This window comes from Pseudomonas sp. PDM20, assembly GCF_014852575.3.
GTDB lineage: Bacteria > Pseudomonadota > Gammaproteobacteria > Pseudomonadales > Pseudomonadaceae > Pseudomonas.
Map to the genome: position 1 here is coordinate 2,526,096 of NZ_CM181224.1, position 18,881 is coordinate 2,544,976.

Sequence of the window (18,881 nt, forward strand, 5' to 3'; positions counted from 1 at the left end):
TGGGCCCGGATTCTTGCTGATCCGGGTGAGGCGGAATCTAACAAAAATGACGAGTACGTCAATATTGGCTTTTTATTCAGAAATTCTTCCGATCTGATCGGGTCCCTGGACAGGCAATGTCGATGGCGGGGCGCAGCGGAAGAGGGCGTTGCCCTGGGAAGCGGAAATCGTGTCTTGAGGGTAGGATCTGGCGTCTATCGGCTGCGTACTGACTTCATCCCGTCTCGAATCGCAAGGAAATCCATGACCGACGTCGTCGACCTGTTCGACATCCAGTATTTCTGGAACCTGCTCGCCATCCTCTGGTTCCTCTTCTGCTGGATCGGCTACACCCGCTATGCCAAGACCAAGGCCCGCGACACCGCGTGCCTGGCCAGCGTGCTGCACCTCTACCGCCAGGACTGGATGCGCCGCGTGCTGCTGCGTGACAACCGTGTGGCGGACGCCAGCGTGATCGGCAACCTGGAGCGCAACGCCTCGTTCTTCGCCTCCAGCACCCTGATCATCCTGGCCGGCATCCTTACCCTGCTGGGCTCCGCCGAGCGCACGATCTCCGTGCTGGCCGACCTGCCCTTTGTCACGGCGCCAACCCGTGGCCTGTCGGAGTTGAAGCTGCTGTGCCTGGCGGTGGTGTTCGTCTACGCCTTCTTCACCTTCAGCTGGTGCATGCGCCAGTACAACTTCGCGGCGGTGCTGATCGGCTCCGCGCCCATGGTGGGGGAGCGCAACGTCGGCGAGCTGGAGCGCAAGTCCTTCGCCGAGCGGGCGGCGCGCGTGGTATCGCTGGCGGCGCACCAGTTCAACCAGGGGCTGCGGACCTATTACTTTGCCCTGGCCATGCTCGCCTGGTTCATCAACCCGTGGATCTTCATGCTGGTGACGGCGGGCGTGGTGGGCGTGCTGTACCAGCGCGAATTCCACTCCAGCGTGCTCCACGTGATGGTTTACACGCCGACGCTGCAGGGCGACGCGCCACGGGACAATGACATTCCCCCCAGCGGTTGACCGGCAAACGACAGAAACGACAAGGCCCGCATAGTGCGGGCCTTGTTTTGTGCGGCAAAAGCGCTGTTATTGCTGCTTCTGCTCGCCGGCGGGCTCCTGCGGCGCGGTGGCCGGGGCAGCCGGAGCAGCCGGGGCGGCTTCAGGTGCCGGCGGGGTGGTCGGCGCCGGAGTTGCCGGCTGCTCGGTCGCGGCGGGTGCGGCCGGCGCTTTCGGCTCTTCTTTCTTGTCGCAGGCGGCAAGGCCGAGACCGGCAACGATCAGCAGAGCGAAGGGAAGGGTTTTTTTCATGCGGAGCCTCCATGTGCGGCTTTCCTGGTGTTAGCCCTTTGAACAGAGGTTGTGTGAATTAGTTCAACGAATATTCCGCAGGCCCTGTAATCCATCACTGCAGGAGTGACAACGCACGGGGTATGATGCGGCCCCGTGCAGTCAATCGGTCGACCCCTCCCATGTCCGAAAACCCACTCCTGGAGCGTGCCCAACGCTTCCTGTCGGCGCTGCGCCACTGCCAGTTGCTGGGCATCAGCGCACACGCGGCGGATGCTTCCGGCCTGACCCTGCGGCTTCCCTACAGCGAGGCCATCGTCGGCAATCCGGAGACTGGCGTGATCCACGGCGGCGCCATCACCACGCTGATGGACACCACCTGCGGCATCTCCACCGTCTGCGTGCTGCCGCAATTCGAGATATGCCCGACCCTGGACCTGCGCATCGACTACATGCACCCGGCGCAGCCGCACAAGGACGTCTACGGATTCGCCGAGTGCTACCGGGTCACCCCGAACATCATCTTTACCCGCGGCTACGCCTACCAGGACGACCCCTCGGAGCCCATCGCCCACGTAGTCGGCACCTTCATGCGCATGGGCAAGGCGGTGTCCGCCGGCGCCGTGAAGCGTGACGTCGAGGGGGGCCAGGGATGAGCGCGGTGAACATCGAGGCGATGGTGCGTGCGGCGCACGAGAGCAAGAACTACGACCCGCTGCTGGACATGATTCCCTACGCCAGGCTGCTGGGCATCCGCTGCCTGCGCCTGGGCGACGACGCGATCTTCCACCTGCCGGCCAACCCGGACAACATCGGCAACCCGACGCTGCCGGCCCTGCATGGCGGGGTGATCGCCGGCTTCATGGAGCAATCGGCGCTGCTGCACCTGCTGATGTTCATGGGCATCCCGCACATGCCCAAGATCATCGACTTCTCCATCGATTACCTGCGCGCCGGGCACTTCCGCGATACCTACGCGCAGTGCCAGGTCTGGCGCCAGGGCCGGCGCGTGGCCAACGTCGCCATCACCGCCTGGCAGACCACCCGCACCGAGCCCATCGCCACCGCCCGCGCGCACTTCAAGGTCGACGGCGCCTGAATGGACACGCTGCTGATCCTGCTCGGCCTGCTGCTGATCCTCGCCGGGTACGTCTGGCTCATCGCCCGCGCCTTCGAGCGCAGCCTGTTCTGGGGGCTTGCCAGCCTGCTGCCGCCGCTGGCAGTGCTGTTTGTGCTGATTCACTGGCGCCACGCGCGCAGTGCCGTCGCTCTCGGTGGGCTGGGCTGCATTCCGCTGGTGGTCGGCCTGACCCTGCTGGCCAGCCACGACAGCGCGCGCCTGGAGGCCATTCTGCGCCTCGAATGGCTCAAGCCTGAACCGGTCGTGCAGCCTGAACTGGCCATCGACCTGCGTGGCGAGCTCAATGGCAAGCCGTTCGTGCCCGAGCAGGCCGAGTTCATCGACGGCGTGCTCAGCCTGCGCGAAGGGCAGGATTTCTATGCCCATCGCGAAGTCCAGGTGCGCCTGGCGGCGCCGGTCAGCGGCCCGCTCCGGCTGGATGTGCTGCCCGACGACAAGGGCCGCCTGCCGGAAATCGAAGTCAGTTGGCTCGCCCCGGGCCAGGACCTGCCCGAGGCGGTGCGCCTGCAACGCGGCTACAGCCTGCACCTGGACCTGACGCCCAAGGCCCCCAACCGCATGGAAGGCGTCTTCCACCTGGTGCTGCCGGCCGAGATGCGCACCACGCTGTCCGGCACCATCGAAGTCTTCACCGACCGCCTGCGCTACATAGGCGGTGAGGTGGACACCCGCTTCGACTCCCGCGACACCCTGCGCCACGTCCTGCAGGACTACCTGCAGCGCCGCTTTGCCCGGCGTGACGTCGCCATCAGTCGGATACCGACCCTGGATCCCCAGCGGGCTTCCCAGGAGGTCCCGTTGACCGTCGAGATGGACGGGCAGGCGCAGGATCTGCAAGTGAAGCTGGAGAAGAGCCCGACGCGCGGCTGGGGTGTGCACGGTGACCACTATCCGCGATTGAAGGCGGCCAGCGTCTCCGCAGCACCGGTTCCTGCGCCTGCCCCGGCGGCAACGAGCGCCTCGGTGCCGCCGGCGGCGGAAAGCGGTCGCCTGGCGCTGGAGCGGTTGCAGGCCAACCCGCAGCGCTACATCAATCGCAGCATGCGCGTGACCACCGAGCGCGGGCGTACCGCCGAGGGCGTCTTCGTCGGCCTGAATGCCGACGGCCGTGTTGTCATTCGTCGGGTCATCGATGGGCCGGGCGAGGCCAGCTACACGCTGCGCCCCAGCGAAATCACCGATATCGAGTTGCCGGCGCACTGACCCTCGGCCGGCGCTCTGCCATCGCAGCACCAGGGATTTTTCGCCAACCCCTTGAATTGGTTCGGGAAGCCCCCATCTCGCTGACATCGGCCGCATGACGCGGCATTTGTCATCCTCGGAGCGAGAAACAATGAGCGCGGAGACTCAAAAAGAAACACTGGGCTTCCAGACCGAAGTGAAGCAGCTGCTTCACCTGATGATTCATTCCCTGTATTCGAACAAGGAAATCTTCCTTCGCGAACTGATTTCCAACGCCTCCGACGCCGCCGACAAGCTGCGTTTCGAAGCCCTGGCCAAGCCGGAGCTGCTCGAAGGCGGCGCCGAGCTGAAGATCCGTGTGAGCTTCGACAAGGACGCCAAGACCGTCACCCTCGAAGACAACGGCATCGGCATGAGCCGCGAGGAGGTCATCGCGCACCTGGGCACCATCGCCAAGTCCGGCACCGCCGACTTCCTGAAGAACCTTTCGGGTGACCAGAAGAAGGATTCCCACCTGATCGGCCAGTTCGGCGTTGGCTTCTACAGCGCCTTCATCGTTGCCGACAAGGTGGACGTGTTCACCCGTCGCGCCGGTGCCCCGGCCAGCGAGGGCGTGCACTGGTCGTCCAAAGGCGAGGGCGAGTTCGATGTGGCGAGCATCGACAAGGCCGAACGCGGCACCCGCATCGTCCTGCACCTCAAGGACGGTGAAGACGAGTTCGCCGACGGCTGGCGCCTGCGCAACATCGTCAAGAAGTACTCCGACCACATCGCGCTGCCCATCGAGCTGCCGAAAGAGGCTGCTGGCGAAGACGCCCCGGCTGAGACCGAGTGGGAAGTGGTCAACCGCGCCAGCGCCCTCTGGACTCGTCCGCGCACCGAGGTGAAGGACGAGGAATACCAGGAGTTCTACAAGCACATCGCCCATGACTTCGAGAACCCGCTGACCTGGAGCCACAACAAGGTCGAGGGCAAGCTCGAGTACACCTCGCTGCTCTACGTCCCGGCCCGCGCGCCGTTCGACCTGTACCACCGCGAGGCCCCGCGCGGCCTGAAGCTGTACGTGCAGCGCGTGTTCATCATGGACCAGGCCGACCAGTTCCTGCCGCTGTACCTGCGCTTCATCAAGGGTGTGGTGGACTCCAACGACCTGTCGCTGAACGTCTCCCGCGAGATCCTGCAGTCCGGCCCCATCGTCGACTCGATGAAGTCCGCGCTGACCAAGCGCTCCCTGGACATGCTGGAGAAGCTGGCGAGCAACGACGCCGAAGCCTACAAGGGCTTCTGGAAGAACTTCGGCCAGGTGCTGAAGGAAGGCCCGGCCGAGGACTTCGCCAACAAGGACAAGATCGCCGGCCTGCTGCGCTTTTCTTCCACCAGCGACGAGAGCGGCGAGCAGAGCGTTTCCCTGGCCGACTACATCGGTCGCCTGAAGGAAGGCCAGGACAAGATCTACTACCTCACCGGCGAGAGCTTCGCCCAGGTGAAGAACAGCCCGCACCTGGAAGTCTTCCGCAAGAAAGGCATCGAAGTGCTGCTGCTCACCGACCGCATCGACGAGTGGCTGATGAGCTACCTGCCCGAGTTCGATGGCAAGCAGTTGGTCGACGTCGCCCGTGGCGACCTGGACCTGGGCAGCCTGGACTCCGACGAGGACAAGAAGGCCCAGGAAGAGATCGCCAAGGCCAAAGAGGGCCTGGCAGAACGCCTGAAAGCCGCGCTGGGCGATGAAGTCGCCGAGGTCCGCGTGTCCCACCGCCTGACCGATTCGCCGGCGATCCTCGCCATCGGCGAACAGGACCTGGGCCTGCAGATGCGCCAGATCCTCGAGGCCAGCGGGCAGAAGGTGCCGGAAGCCAAGCCGATCTTCGAGTTCAACCCGGCCCACCCGCTGATCGAGAAACTCGACGCGGAAGCCGACGAAGAGCGCTTCGGCGAGCTGACCCACATCCTCTTCGACCAGGCCGCCCTGGCCGCGGGGGACAGCCTGAAGGACCCGGCCGCCTACGTGCGCCGCCTGAACAAGCTGCTGGTGGAGCTTTCCGCCTAACCCTCTGCGAGGGTTGGAACAGACGCCACGATTTCAGTGCTGGAATCGTGGCGTTTTTCATTGCGCAGGACTGTCAAGGACCGCTGCAAGGATATGCCGATGCAGGCCATCAAACGCTCGGCATGCTGACTCGGCGCAAGCACGAAATGCTGCGCCCCCAAGGAAGAATGGAATGACGCAACCTGTCGCAAGAACTACCGGGGCCTTCGAAGGCTTCGATCTTGAAGGCTTCTGGGACGATGGCGACTACTCGCTCAGCCACTACACCGAGCCAGCCCCCAGCGACGAACTGATTGCGCAGATCGAGGCGGAGTGCGGCTACCGCTTGCCGGATGCCTATGTGGAGCTGGCGCGCCTGCGCAATGGCGGTGCTGTCGAGCGCTGTTGCTATCCGATGGATGAGCCGACCGGCTGGGCCGAGGATCACATCGCGATCACTGGCCTCTACGCCATCGGGCGCACCGCTACCTATTCGCTGTGCGGTGATCTCGGCTCGGCCTTCATGCGCGCCGAATGGGGCTATCCCGACATCGGTATCGGTATCGCCAACACTCCCAGCGCCGGGCACGAGATGATCATGCTCGACTACCGCCAGTGCGGGCCGCAGGGGGAGCCACGGGTAGTGCATGTCGATCAGGAAGCCGACTTTGCGATTACCGAGGTCGCGCCGGACTTCGCGACCTTCATCCGCGGGTTGGTCAGCGAGGATGAGTTCAACGATGACGCCGAAACCCTCGAAGCCGACCTGGCCACGGTGCAGCGCGGCACGCTGTCGCCCATTCTGCGCCGCGCGCTGGAAGCAGCGGCGACGGAGCTGCCCGATGGCGAGCTGCGAATCCGCCGCCTGGCCGAGCGGATCGTCCGCGCCAAGGGCTTCTTCGCCCTGCATGCCGACGCGGATTCGCATTTGATGTACGACGCGATGTTCTGGCTGTTCTCCCATCTCAAGCTCGCCGAGTCGTACGAAGACTTCCATGACTGCTCCCGGGAGCAGAGCGACTACCGGCGCCCCTGCTACACCCTGATGCTGACCACCAGCTATGTGGCCGACCCCTACGGATTCTGCACCGGCGGTTATGCCCCTGGCTTCCTCAGTGACTGGTGGGAGGCACGGCTCGCCGCCGGCAGCATCGTTCGCGTCGAGGGTGGCTACCGCTTCGCGGCGGACTACGCGGCCAGGTTGGTTCGTACCCTGGCGGCGATAGACGAACCGTCAATACAGGTCAGCGCCAGCGGAGAGTGAGGATGCCCCCGAAGCAGAAGTTCGACTGGAAGGCCCTGGAAAACGTCGCCGTGGACCATGTGGTGAATGCAGTGCGCAAGATTCGCCGTGACCATCCGGACGAGACCGTCTACGGCGCGATGTTCCACGAGTTCTACGGCGACGGCTCGGTGCTCTATTGGCCGATGGTGACGGTCGCTACGGAAGAGGTCCTGGCCCAGGTGGCCGCAGACTACGACGACGATGGCGAGGACCTGCGCTGGTCCGGCCCGGACCTGAGCCAGCACGCCGAGGACCATGGTTTCGAGCCGGGCGACGAGCAGGATCAATGGGCGACGCAGTGTGCCGAGTTCGCGCAAGCCACGGCCAAGGGCAGCTTCAGCGCCTGGGAGGCGGTCTATGACCGCTTCCTGCACTGTTTCCCCCGTGCGGCCAAACGGGCCCGTGCTCAGTTGCTCAAGGAGGGCCTGGTCGACAGGCACTTCATCGCCGTCGCCACCGATGAAGCGGGCGACCTGGTGCCGCTCAGCCTGACCCGCGCGCAGTTGCTGCGGCACTTCCCGATGTACGACGAGGCCGAGCGCGAACGTGCGCGCATCGCGGCGTTGCCGCTGGCGGAACAGGTCGCCGACGTGGTGCCGCAAGCCGTGCGGGCGGTTGCGCCCGGACCGCTGCTCGGCGAGTACGACGCCCTCGTCCGCGCCCTGGGCGAAGCCGCCGTACCGGCGCTGCTCGACGTCGTCGCCGGGCGTAGTACCGGCGAAGCGTGGCAGGCGAGCATGCTGCTGGCCGAGATCAACCACTCGACGCCCGACGTCATCAGTACGCTGGAAACCGCCCTGTGCAGCGCGGCTTCCAGTGAAAGCGAGCGTGCCTGGGCCGCCTCAGCCCTGGCACGGCTCGACCGCATGGACCTGATTGGCGCGCATCTGAACGGCTTGCCCGCCGAAGTGGCCGCGCGTGGGCTCAGCGCTCCCTACCGCTCCTTCCGCGATCGTGGCAAGCACCAGCCCCTGGACTACCGCCCGCTCGAAGCGGTGCTGGAGCAGCACCCGGCTATTGCGCCAGCAGTCGCCGAGGCTTTGGCGCCTGGCTGTGGCTTCTGCACGCTGCAAGCCGACGAAGTGGTGGCGGCGCAACGGGGGCTGACCTCGAAGTGGGCCTTCATCCGCGAGCATGCCCGCGATGTGCTGGAGGAGTTCGAACAGCAGTGATGCTCACCAGACCAACGCGACAAGCCCTGGAACTTCAACGCACACGGGAAGAATCAACATGGGAATCCAGGCCGTCTATCTGAGCGTGGATGACGCCGCGCTCAAGCGCCTCGGTGAAGCGCCGGCTGAAGAGTTGCTCGATCTGGTCGAAGCGCTCGAGGAAGCAGAATGCCCGCAAGTCGGGCTGGACAAGCTGTGGGATGGCCTGCACTTCCTGCTCACCGGCGTGTCGGCCAGTTCGCCGATCGAAGGCAACCCGCTCAGCGAAGCGGTGGTCGGCGTGCAGGTCTTCGATTGCGACGATTTCATTGCCTGCACAAGGAGCGAGGAACTGCCGGCTATCGTCGCTGCGCTCGATACGGTGTCGATCGATGAAGCGCTGGCCGCCGCGGATTTTGCCAGGTTCCGCAAGGCCAAACTCTACCCGAAGATCTGGACGGACGATCCTTCGCAGCTCAAGGCTGAACTGGAAGAAGCCTTCCGGGAACTGCGCGACTTCTATCATGTCTGCGCCACTGAGCAGCGACATGTGCTGGTCAGCATCTACTGAAGGGGCGGGCGCAGCCGAGGCCTTGCACTGTGCCTCCTGCTGCCGCTTGCCCTGAAACAATCACCCACCGAACCCGAGATAGTCGAGTAGGCTTGTTCCCGGTTCGATAGGCATCCCCGGCATTTACCAGAGGACTACCCCGATGAGTCAGATCAGCGTGCAACCCGTCGCCTACAGCGTCGATGGCCAGGCCTTCGAAGGCCAGTTGGTATTCGATGCTTCCAGCACTGCGCCGCGTCCCGGCCTGCTGATGGCGCCGAACTGGATGGGCGTCAGCCAGGGCGCCCTGGACACCGCCCGCAAGGTCGCCGAGCGCGGCTACGTGGTGCTGGTGGCCGACCTCTACGGCAAGGATGTACGTCCCAACGGCCCGGACCAGGCTCTCGCCGCCATGATGCCGCTGAAGAACGACCGCTCGCTGTTGCGCCAACGCATGCAGGGCTCGCTCAAGGCGCTGCTGGAGCAGGCCGGCAAGGCGCCGCTGGACACCGCGAAGCTGGCCACCTTCGGCTTCTGCTTCGGCGGCTGCTGCTCCCTGGAACTGGCCCGCGATGGCGCTCCGGTGGCCGCCGCCGTTTCCTTCCACGGCACCCTGGACACGCCGAACCCGGCGGACGCGAAGAACATCAAGGGCGCGGTGCTGGTCCTCGACGGCGCCATCGACCCGCTGGTGCCGCGCGAGCAGCTGGGCGAGTTCGCCAGGGAAATGACCGCCGCCAATGTCGACTGGGCCCTGACCAGCTACGGCGGCGCCGCGCACTCCTTCACCGACCCGCACGCGCAGGTACCGGGCAAGATGCAGTACGACGCCAAGGTGGCGCGTCGCGCCTTCGCTGCGATGTTCGACCTGCTGGACGAACGCTTCGGCGCCTGACCGGGTCGGGGGAGGGCAGCGAGCGGCTCCCCCGTGCGGGATTCAACGCAGCTTGGCCACCTTGAACTCCAGGTCCGGCCAGGCTGGCAGGCCGGCGAAGTCCTCCCGCAGATAGCGCGCCAGCGCGATGATCTGCTCATTGTTCAGGCTGTTGCGGAAGGCCGGCATGTAGCCCAGCTCCGGCCGCGCCGGGTGGCCGATGCCGTCCAGGATCACCCGCAGCAGATTGTCCGGCGTGGCCGCATGCAGGTTGTTGCTCACCGCCAGCGATGGCCGCACGCCATTGAGCTTCGGGCTGTCGCCGTCATGGTGGCAGGCCATGCAGGCGCCATTGAATATCCGACCACCGCTGCCACTGACGGGCTGCAGCGTGCCGTAGGTGCGCTGCTCCAGTTCGACGGCCCGTTGCTCCGGTGAGAAGTCGCCGGTTTGCTCCGGGAGGAAGGTCGCAAGATAGCGCGCCATGGCTTGCAAGTCGGCGTCCGGTTGCTGCGTGAGCCCGGCGGCTACCGGCGCCATCGGGCCGGCGGCGGCTCCGTGGTAGCGCGAGAAACCGTTGCGCAGGTAGTCGTACAGCGTCGCCTGGGTCCAAGGGATGGCGGGTTTGCTGCCACCGTTGAGCGGCGGAACCTGCCAGCCGTCCACCGTTGCGCCGGCGAAGCGATCCTTGCCGGTGCGCTCGGCGCCCAGCGCGTTGCGTGGCGTGTGACAGGCGCTGCAATGACCCAGCCCTTCCACCAGATAGGCGCCACGATTCCACGCGGCATCGCGATGCGGCTGCGGCTGGAAGACGCCCTTGTCGAAGAACAGGAAGTTCCAGCCCGCCATGATCCGGCGCTGGTTGTAGGGGAAGGGCAGGCGGTCGTCCGGCGTATCCGCTACGACGGCCGGGCGGGTCATCAGGTAGGCGTACAGGTCGCGCAGGTCTTCGTCTCCGACGCGGGTGAACGCGGTATAGGGGAAGGCCGGGTAGAGGTAGTCGCCCTCGCGCGAAATGCCTTCGCGCATCGCCCGCTTGAAGGCTTCGAAGGACCAGACGCCGATACCGGTCTCGCGATCCGGAGTGAGGTTGGAGGTGTAGAGCGTGCCGAAGGGCGTCACCATGGCGCGACCACCGGTCAGTGGCGCGCCGCCGTCACGGGTGTGGCACACCGCGCAGTCGCCGAGGGCAGCCAACTGCTGCCCGCGGGCGATGGCTTCGGCGCTGAAGCTTTGGGCAGCCGGCGGGTCGATCGGAGCGATGCTCGGTTTCCCGGTGGCGATCATTCCCGTCACGACGAGTGCAGCCAGCCCGCCGATAATGGCCAGAGAGGTCTTGTTCATGACGCTTGTTTCTCCTGCAGCGCGGCGCGAACCCGCTCGGGCGTGAACGGTGGACGGGTGAAACGCACGCCGGTGGCGTCGTACAGGGCATTGGCGATGGCTGCGGCGCTGGGCACCGAGGTGGACTCGCCGGCCCCCAGCGGCGGGGTGCCGGGGCGGTCGAGCAGGAGCGCGGTGATCTTCGGCACCTGCGGGAACCCGAGGATCGGATAGCCGCCCCATTCCAGGCTGGTGACCCCGCTGCGGTCGAACGTCGAGTACTCCATCAGTGCCCGGCTGGTCGCCTGGATCACGTTGCCGTGGACCTGATGGCGCACGCCGTCGGGGTTGACCATCTGCCCGCAGTCCTGCGCGACGTGGACGTCGGTTACGCGGACGGCGCCAGTGTGCGGTTCGACCTCGACGTCGACGATCCAGGCGGCCCAGGCCGAACCGAACCCCGGGAAGTCGCTGTGGAAGTACCGCGCATAGGCGAAGCCGCGGCCGACCAGCAGATTGCCCTGGCGCGCCTGCGGGTTGGGTGAGGCGCGCGGCTGCCAGTGGGCGGACGCAGCCAGTGCCCTGATCAACGTGACCGCGCGCTCATCGTGCAGGTAGCGCAGGCGGAACTCGATGGGGTCGGCGCCGGCCATCTGTGCCAGTTCGTCGATATAGGACTCGTGGGCGAAGACGTTGGGCAATGCCGACACCCCGCGCATCCACGACGCCCGGACAATGGGCGCGGCGTCGTTGCAGACCACGCGCATGTGCGGGTAGGCATACTGCGGCACGGCGGTGCGGTCGCCCATCCGCGTCACCTGGGGCTTGGCGTCCACCTTCGAGGTGAGCAGCAGCGCGAGGTTGATGCCGTTGTTGGAGGGGTAGCAGGTGGCGAAGTCGTAGGCGGCCACGTTGCCGTCCTTGTCCAGCCCGCCACGGACTTCGATCAGCTGCGCCGAGCCCTTGGGTTCCCAGCCGTGTTCCTGTTCGCGCATCAATTGCACACGCACCGGGCGGCCGACAGCCAGGGCGAGCAGGGCGGCGTCGGCGGACACGTCATCGGCGCAGTTGCGCCCGTAGCAGCCGGAGGCTTCCATCCTGATGACTTCGACCTGCTCGGGTTGCATGCCCAGCAGCGTTATCAGGTCGGCGCGCAGGTCGTGGGGATTCTGGCTGCCGGACCAGACCTTCATCACGCCGTCCTCGAGGTTCGCCAACGCGCAGGACGGGCCGATGGAAGCATGCTGCTGGTAGGGCCAGACGTAGGTGCGCTGCAGCGGACGGTCGACCTGCCTGAGCACGGCATCCATCTGCGCGTCGTCCTGCAGCATGCGTGGCTGCTTGGGGTGCTCGCGGAGGGTCTTTTCCAGGTCGTCGAGGCCCAGCGGCGGCAGGTCGCTCCAGCTTTTCCAGCGGACCTTCAGCGCCCGAGCGATGCGGATCGCCTGCTCTTCGCGCTCGGCCACCACGCCGATGAAGTCCCCGATCACCACCAGGCGGACGAAGCCGGGCAACCGGGCCACGGATTGCTCATCGACTTCCAGCCGGCTCCGGCCCAGGGGCGCGTTGACGTCAGCCCCGGTGTAGGGCGGGCGCACCACGCGGCCGTGGAGCATTCCCGGCAGGCGCATGTCGTGCACGTAGGTCAGCCCCCCGGTGACCTTGGCCGGGATATCCAGGCGCGGTACCGAATGGCCGACCACCCGGTATTCGCTGTGTGCTTTGAGCGGCGCGCTGGCGTCGATCTTCAGCTCGAAGCGCTGCCCTTGCAGCAGCTCGCCATAGCCGATACGGCGCGCCGGTTTACGTTTGACGAAGATGGCGCCGTCAGCGCAGTCGAGCTGGCGGATGTCGGTCCTCAGGACCTGTGCCGCGCGTTGCATCAGGAATTCCCGTGCTTCGGCCGCCGCGCGCCGCAGAGGAATGGCGCTGACCTGGATGCTCGAGCTGGCGATGGTCGGCCCCTGGTCGGGGGTGTAGCGCGTATCGCCCAGCAGCAGGGTCACCTGATGGATATCGACATTCAGCTCTTCCGCGACGATCTGGCTCAGGGCGGTGCGGATGCCGGTGCCCAGATCGACATGGCCGCAGGCCGCGGTGATGGTGCCGTTGGCGGCGATGGCGATGAAACTGTCGACCTGATCGAGCGGCAGCGTGGCGTCAGTGCCCTGTGCGAGCGACAGGCGTGGCAGCTGGACGCTGACCAGCAGCACGCCGCCGGCCTTGAGGAAGTTGCGGCGGCTGAGCGGGGTCATGCGGGGCTCCCCTGTCCGTCGTCACCGCCGCGGCCGGCGGCCCTTCGCACGGCGTTGAGGATTTCAATATGGGTGCCGCAGCGGCACAGGTTGTAGGCCAGTTCCTGACGAATCTCATCGTCGCTGGGCTTGGGGTTGCGCGCGAGCAGCGCGGCGCTGGTCATGACCATGCCGTTGGTGCAGTAGCCGCACTGCGCGGCCTGCTCGTCGATGAAGGCCTGCTGCACCGGATGCGGGGACTCCAGCGTGCCGAGGCCTTCCAGGGTAGTGACCTGGCGCCCCTGGGCGGCAGAGACTGGCGTGATGCAGGAGCGGGTGGCGACGCCATCGAGGTGGACGGTGCAGGCGCCGCACTCGCCCAGGCCGCAGCCGAACTTGGGGCCGTTGAGCTGCAGGTCGTTGCGCAGGACGTACAGCAGGGGCGTATCGGCTGCCACGGCGAGCTGTCGGGGCTGGCCGTTGACGACCAGCGAGAGGGGATCAGCCATGGGGTGGGCTCCTTCCTGAGAGTGTCGTGCCCGACACCTGGCGTCGGCCGGGCATAGGGAAAAGGAAGGAAGTCTTCGGGAGCAGCCTGACGCCAGCTAGAGCGCGCAGGCCGAAAGGGCTGTAGGAATCAGGTGATAGGGGCGCAGGTACTGCGCCCCGTCAGGGATCAGCGTCAGGCGTTGCCGGCGGGAGCCGTGGAGGCCTGGTCGGCGCGATAGCCGCGTGCGCCGAACCAGACGATGTACAGGTAGCACACCAGCGGTACGGCGAACGAAGGCAGCAGGCCGATACGGTCGGCGAAGAAGGCCTGCACCAGCGGCATCACGGCGCCGCCGACGATGGCCATGCAGAGCAGGCCGGAACCCTTGCTGGTGAGGTTGCCCAGGCCTTCCAGGGCGAGGGAGAAGATGGTCGGGAACATGATCGAGTTGAACAGGCCGATCAGGATCAGCGCCCACATCGCCACGTGCCCGCCGATGCTCAGCGCGATGCCGATCAGCACGGCGATGGCCACGGCGTTGAAGGCCAGCAGGCGGTTCGGCGCGATGGCGCGCATCAGTGCGCTGCCGATGAAGCGGCCGACCATGGCGCCACCCCAGTAGAACGACAGGTACTTGCCGGCCTGGTCCGCCGGCAGCCCGGCGATATCCGGCTGGCCCATCAGGCTGACCAGGTAGCTGCCGATGGACACCTCGGCGCCGACGTAACAGAAGATCGCGATGACCCCGAAGACCAGGTGGCGGTGGGCGAAGATCGACTGGCGCCCGGCCACGCCGTCGGTGGGCTCGCCGTGGTGGATCTTGGGCAGGCGGAACAGGGCGATCAGCACGGCGATGGCGAACAGCAGGCCGGCCAGCACCAGGTAGGGGGTCTTCACCGAGTCCGCTTCGCTGGCGGCGGAGCTGCCGATCTGCGAGGCGGCGCCGGCGCCGATGGCGAGAATGGTCACCGAGCCCACCAGCGGGCCGACCGTGGTGCCCAGCGAGTTGAAGGCCTGGGTCAGGTTCAGCCGGCTGGCGGCGGTGGCTGCCGGACCGAGTATGTTCACGTAGGGGTTGGCCGCGACCTGCAGCAGGGTGATGCCCGAGGCGAGGATGAACAGCGCGGCGAGGAAGAACGGGTAGGACTGCGCGCCGGCCGCCGGGTAGAACAGCAGGCAGCCGATGCCGGCGGTGGCCAGGCCGACGATGATGCCGCTCTTGTAGCCGACCTTCTCCACCAGTCGCCCGGCGGGGAAGGACATGATGAAGTAAGCGCCGAAGAAGCAGAACTGCACCAGCGAGGCCTCAACGTAGGACAGGGTGAAGACTGCCTTGAGGTGCGGCACGAGGATGTCGTTCAGCGAAGTGATCAGGCCCCACATGAAGAACAGCAGGGTCAGCACGGTGAGGGCGCTGGTGTGGCGGTTGGCGGTCGACTGGTCCATCACGGACTCCTTGGGCCAGAAGTAGCGGGCTTGCCGTCGGCAAGGGTTCGGGGCGCGCGATGGTGCGGCAAGCCGCTGCGCAAGTCCTCAGGCATTCGCCGGTTCTGGCTGCGTGGCGGCGATTTCTGATCGGCGTCTCTGTATGGCTAGCGCGGCAGTTCGATGCGTTCCTGCTCGCCCGGCACCGTCGGCCAGTCACGGGCGGCCCAGCGGGCGCGGGCGCTGTCGATCTGATCGGGGTCGCTGGCGACGAAGTTCCAGTTCATCCGCCGGGGCCCGTCCAGCGCGTCGCCACCGATCATCACGGCGTGGCAGTCGCCACAGGCGGAAAGGGTGAAAGTCTCGCCTTCCGGCAGCACGATCAACTGGTGCAGCGGCAGCGATTCGTCGTCCAGCAGCGCTTCGCCTTCGATCAGGTATAGCGCGCGCTCGGGATGTTCGTCCGGGATCGCCAGGGTCGCGCCGGCGCTGAGTTGCAGGTCGGCGTAGAGCGTCTTCGAACGCACCGGCACCGGCGACTCCAGGCAGAAGCCGGAGCCGGCGATCATGCGGACGCGCACGCCCAGGCTGTCGCTCTCCGGCAGGCTGGCGCTGGCGTGGTGGCTGTAGCTGGGTTCGCACCCTTCCAGCTCGCGCGGCAGGGCCAGCCAGACCTGCAGACCATGCAGGCGCGAGCCGCTGTGCAGCAGGTCGGCCGGGGTCCGCTCGACATGGGCAACGCCGCGCCCGGCGGTCATCCAGCTGACGTCGCCGGGCAGCACGAGCTGGTCCGAGCCGAGGCTGTCCTTGTGCTGGACCTGGCCTTCGAACAGGTAGGTGAGGGTGGACAGGCCGATGTGCGGGTGCTGGCGGATGTCCATGCCGTGCTCCGGCGCGAAACTGCTCTCGAGCATGTGGTCGAAGAACACGAAGGGCCCGACGCTGCGGCGCTGGGCCGAGGGCAGGGGCCGCAGGATAGGCACGCCCTCGACGTCTTCGGCGCGTGGGCGGATGGCTAGCAGGCTGTCGCTCATGATGGTGTCCAGTGGTCCGATCCACGCATGATAGACGCTTGGCGCCGCACCGACCCGCGCGGCGTCAAGCTGTCATCAGGCTGTCACGGCGATGTCATAGCCTCGCGCGGACCCCAACAAGGAGCGCGACATGTCCATTTCCCGCCTGCCAGCAGTCCTGGCTCTCTCCCTGACTTGTGCCTTCGCTTCCTCGGCCTTTGCCGAAGTGCGCGTCAACGGCCCGGTGGAGTACGGCGTCTTCGTCAGCAACTACAAGGATTACCAGCCCGGTGAGCGCGTGCTGACCAGCAGCAAGGAGCAGCTGGAGTCCACGACCCGCGTTCCGGCCAAGCTGGGCACCAAGTTCGGCATGCGCTACCAGCTCAGCGGCAAGCAGGAAGGCGACACCCCGCTGACCCTGCTGTACTTCACCCCTGGCGTGGTGACCCCGGACGGCCAGCGCCACGACAAGCTCGAGGTCGTGCAGAAGCTGGTCGTGGGCGCGCCCACCGACGTGATGGCCTACCAGTTCACCGAGAACCACGAGGTGGTGCAGGGCCAGTGGCGCTTCATGGTGTTCCAGGGCGACCGCCTGCTGGCAGAGAAGACCTTCACCGTCGAGTAAATCTCGCTGTGTGAGCTTTCTGTAAGAGAAAAGCCCGGCCATGTGTCGGGCTTTTCTTTGCCCGTTGAAAGGCACGGATTACATCCTTTCCATTGGCAGGGGAGAAACAGTTTGTTACTTTGCCTGCACGATAGTCCCAACTCCCGGCGTGCAAGCAGAAGAGGAGAGGGGGCCAAGGCGCCCGCAAGCGCTCTGGCAGGAGTGTTACTGCACGGTGGCCCGGTTATTCCGAGGTCGTCGGCAGCCGAGAAACGAATAAGAACAGCGCCGGCCGCAATGACCGGGGCGATAAATCTTGGCCATGGAGGTAATGCTGTCTATGAACAGTCGATTGGGTGCGCGTTCGTCCATTTTCTGGGCGCCGCGGCGGGCGGGGGCGGTAATGGGACTCTTGCCGCTGCTGGTGGCGGGGTCGGCCCAGGCCCTGGAGTTCAAGCTGGCCGAGAACGAGATCACCGGCTCGCTCGACAGTACGTTGTCCTACGGCGCCATGTGGCGCGTGCAGGGGCGTGACAAGAGCAACATCAGCGACATCAACGCCGACGACGGCAACCGCAACTTCGATACCGGCCTGGTTTCCCAGGTCTTCAAGCTCACCTCCGATCTCTCGGCCAAGTACCAGAACTACGGCCTGTTCATGCGTGGCACCGCCTACTACGACACGCAGATCATGGACAAGCGCAACGACTACTACGACACCACCAATGGCGTGGAGCGTCCCAGCCAGTCGTTCCCCCAGGACGATCATTTCACCGATGACACCCGTCACATCGCCGGGCGCAAGGCCGAGCTGCTGGATGCCTACCTGTCCGGCAGCTGGGACGTCGCCGAGCACCCGCTGACCGGCCGCGTTGGCCGCCAGGTGCTGAACTGGGGCGAGGGTGTGTTCTACCGGGGCGGCATCAATACCATCAACCCGGTGGACGCCGCGCGCTTCCACCTGCCGGGCTCGGAACTCAAGGAAGTGCTGGTGCCGACCGAGGCGCTGAGCCTCAACTTCGGCCTCACCGACGACCTCTCCATGGAAGGCTTCTACCAGTGGAAGTGGAAGGAGACCCGCCTGGACTCGGTAGGCACCTACTTCTCCGACACCGACCTGTTCAGCGACGGCGGCAACACCGCCTACACCACCGAGGACAACCCGCTGATCAAGGAGCTGCTGGCCGGCTACCCGACCGTGGCTTCCCTCGGCCTGCTGGGCAACGGGCCGCATGGGCCCAACTCCTACCTGAACCCCAATACCGGCACCTTCAAGGTCGCCAACGTCGGCAAGGACATCGAAGCCAGCGACAGCGGCCAGTTCGGCGTGGCGTTCCGCTACATCGCCGAAGAACTGAACTCCACCGAGTTCGGCTTCTACTTCGTCAACTACCACGCCAAGGAGCCGCAGATCGCCGTCGACCTGCGTGGTTACCAGGGGGTTGATGTCGACGAACTCAACTCGCTGCTCGGCCCGCTGGGCCTGGGCGAAGCGGTGCCGGGGCTGGCCACGCTGGACATGGCGAGCAACGCCGAAGCACGCCGTGACTACGTCGAAAACATCCGCATGTACGGCTTCAGCTTCAACACGACCCTGGGCGACGCCTCGGTGTCCGGCGAGATTGCCTACCGGCCGAACATGCCGATCAGCATCTCCGCTACCGACGACCTGCTGGGCGACCTGCTGACCCAGGGCGTGCTTGGCCAGACCAACCTGTTCGATGCCAACACGCCCGCCGGCCAGGCCTGCGCCCCGGTGGCCGGCAAGCAGCTGTGCCGTGGCGAGCTGTTCGAGAACTACGAGCGTGCCGAGACCTACAACATCTCGCTGTCGACCATCTACAACTTCGGCCCGCACCTGACCTTCGACTCCATGACCGGCGTGGCCGAGCTGGCCTCCGAGCACATCCGCGGCAGCAGCCTGGAATACACCGCCTGGGACGGCAGCAAGCGCAAGTTCGTCGGCGCCCAGGACAAGGCCTACGTCGGCGGCAATGACGATGACGTGCAGATCAGCCGCGACAGCTACGGCTACACGCTGCTGCTCACCGGCAGCTGGAACGACGTCTACGCTGGGGTGAAGCTTTCGCCTTACGCCGTCTACCAGGAGGACTTCAGCGGCAACTCCGACCGCACCGGCAACTTCATCGAAGGCCGCAAGGCCTACACCCTCGGCATCGACGCCAGCTACCTGAACACCTTCGAGGTCGGCACCCAGTACACCAGCTACTACGGCGCCGGCTCCAGCAACTCCGCGCGTGACCGCGACAACGTCTCGATCACCGCGAAATACTCGTTCTGATCCGGA

Annotated in this window: 17 protein-coding genes; 11 read left to right on the forward strand and 6 right to left on the reverse strand. The window is 66.0% G+C overall.

Going from position 1 to position 18,881, the window contains the following annotated elements:
• Positions 1-243: 243 nt before the first annotated feature.
• Positions 244-1,005, forward strand: a complete 762-nt coding sequence (locus tag IB261_RS11775) for a DUF599 domain-containing protein (RefSeq protein ID WP_045207986.1) — start codon at positions 244-246, stop codon at positions 1,003-1,005.
• A gap of 66 nt (positions 1,006-1,071) precedes the next feature.
• Here the strand turns inward: IB261_RS11775 and IB261_RS11780 are convergent, their stop codons facing one another.
• On the reverse strand, positions 1,072-1,293 hold the full coding sequence (locus tag IB261_RS11780) for a hypothetical protein (protein WP_138216606.1): 222 nt from the start codon (positions 1,291-1,293) through the stop codon (positions 1,072-1,074).
• A gap of 161 nt (positions 1,294-1,454) precedes the next feature.
• Between IB261_RS11780 and IB261_RS11785 the strand changes: the two genes are divergently transcribed.
• From IB261_RS11785 to IB261_RS11820, 8 genes are all read left to right on the forward strand, one after another.
• Positions 1,455-1,928 carry a PaaI family thioesterase gene (locus IB261_RS11785; protein ID WP_081516717.1) on the forward strand — a complete coding sequence of 158 codons (474 nt, stop codon included), beginning with the start codon at positions 1,455-1,457 and terminating at the stop codon, positions 1,926-1,928.
• A complete protein-coding gene (locus tag IB261_RS11790) occupies positions 1,925-2,371 on the forward strand; it encodes a PaaI family thioesterase (protein WP_081516718.1) in 447 nt (148 codons plus the stop codon). The genes IB261_RS11785 and IB261_RS11790 overlap by 4 nt, the downstream gene beginning before the upstream one ends.
• Positions 2,372-3,616, forward strand: a complete 1,245-nt coding sequence (locus IB261_RS11795; RefSeq protein WP_192383022.1) for a translocation/assembly module TamB domain-containing protein — start codon at positions 2,372-2,374, stop codon at positions 3,614-3,616. It begins immediately after the preceding gene.
• Positions 3,617-3,746: 130 nt separating this feature from the next.
• Positions 3,747-5,645: a molecular chaperone HtpG gene (gene htpG, locus IB261_RS11800; RefSeq protein ID WP_151186689.1), complete on the forward strand. Its 1,899-nt coding sequence runs from the start codon at positions 3,747-3,749 to the stop codon at positions 5,643-5,645.
• A 172-nt stretch (positions 5,646-5,817) separates the two neighbouring features.
• Complete coding sequence (locus IB261_RS11805) at positions 5,818-6,888, forward strand: SMI1/KNR4 family protein (RefSeq protein WP_192383021.1); 1,071 nt, start codon at positions 5,818-5,820, stop codon at positions 6,886-6,888.
• Between the two features lie 2 nt (positions 6,889-6,890).
• Positions 6,891-8,081 (forward strand): DUF4303 domain-containing protein, encoded by a 1,191-nt coding sequence (locus IB261_RS11810; RefSeq protein ID WP_192383020.1) that lies wholly within the window; start codon positions 6,891-6,893, stop codon positions 8,079-8,081.
• Between the two features lie 58 nt (positions 8,082-8,139).
• Complete coding sequence (locus tag IB261_RS11815; protein WP_192383019.1) at positions 8,140-8,631, forward strand: YfbM family protein; 492 nt, start codon at positions 8,140-8,142, stop codon at positions 8,629-8,631.
• A gap of 142 nt (positions 8,632-8,773) precedes the next feature.
• A complete protein-coding gene (locus tag IB261_RS11820) occupies positions 8,774-9,505 on the forward strand; it encodes a dienelactone hydrolase family protein (RefSeq protein ID WP_081516724.1) in 732 nt (243 codons plus the stop codon).
• A gap of 42 nt (positions 9,506-9,547) precedes the next feature.
• Here the strand turns inward: IB261_RS11820 and IB261_RS11825 are convergent, their stop codons facing one another.
• From IB261_RS11825 to IB261_RS11845, 5 genes are all read right to left on the reverse strand, one after another.
• Positions 9,548-10,828, reverse strand: coding sequence for a cytochrome c (locus IB261_RS11825; protein WP_081516725.1), 1,281 nt, complete (start codon positions 10,826-10,828; stop codon positions 9,548-9,550).
• Positions 10,825-13,062 carry a xanthine dehydrogenase family protein molybdopterin-binding subunit gene (locus tag IB261_RS11830; RefSeq protein ID WP_192383018.1) on the reverse strand — a complete coding sequence of 746 codons (2,238 nt, stop codon included), beginning with the start codon at positions 13,060-13,062 and terminating at the stop codon, positions 10,825-10,827. The genes IB261_RS11825 and IB261_RS11830 overlap by 4 nt, the downstream gene beginning before the upstream one ends.
• On the reverse strand, positions 13,059-13,550 hold the full coding sequence (locus tag IB261_RS11835) for a (2Fe-2S)-binding protein (RefSeq protein WP_192383017.1): 492 nt from the start codon (positions 13,548-13,550) through the stop codon (positions 13,059-13,061). The genes IB261_RS11830 and IB261_RS11835 overlap by 4 nt, the downstream gene beginning before the upstream one ends.
• Positions 13,551-13,723: 173 nt before the next feature.
• The gene (gene fucP / locus IB261_RS11840; protein WP_151186695.1) at positions 13,724-14,977 is read right to left on the reverse strand and encodes an L-fucose:H+ symporter permease; all 1,254 of its coding nucleotides are present in this window, start codon (positions 14,975-14,977) and stop codon (positions 13,724-13,726) included.
• A gap of 146 nt (positions 14,978-15,123) precedes the next feature.
• Positions 15,124-15,990 carry a pirin family protein gene (locus IB261_RS11845; RefSeq protein ID WP_192383016.1) on the reverse strand — a complete coding sequence of 289 codons (867 nt, stop codon included), beginning with the start codon at positions 15,988-15,990 and terminating at the stop codon, positions 15,124-15,126.
• Between the two features lie 130 nt (positions 15,991-16,120).
• Here IB261_RS11845 and IB261_RS11850 point away from each other — a divergent pair, with 130 nt between their 5' ends.
• Positions 16,121-16,594, forward strand: a complete 474-nt coding sequence (locus IB261_RS11850; RefSeq protein ID WP_151186696.1) for a DUF3859 domain-containing protein — start codon at positions 16,121-16,123, stop codon at positions 16,592-16,594.
• Positions 16,595-16,913: 319 nt separating this feature from the next.
• The gene (locus tag IB261_RS11855; RefSeq protein ID WP_151186697.1) at positions 16,914-18,875 is read left to right on the forward strand and encodes a DUF1302 domain-containing protein; all 1,962 of its coding nucleotides are present in this window, start codon (positions 16,914-16,916) and stop codon (positions 18,873-18,875) included.
• The last annotated feature ends 6 nt before the right edge of the window (positions 18,876-18,881 follow it).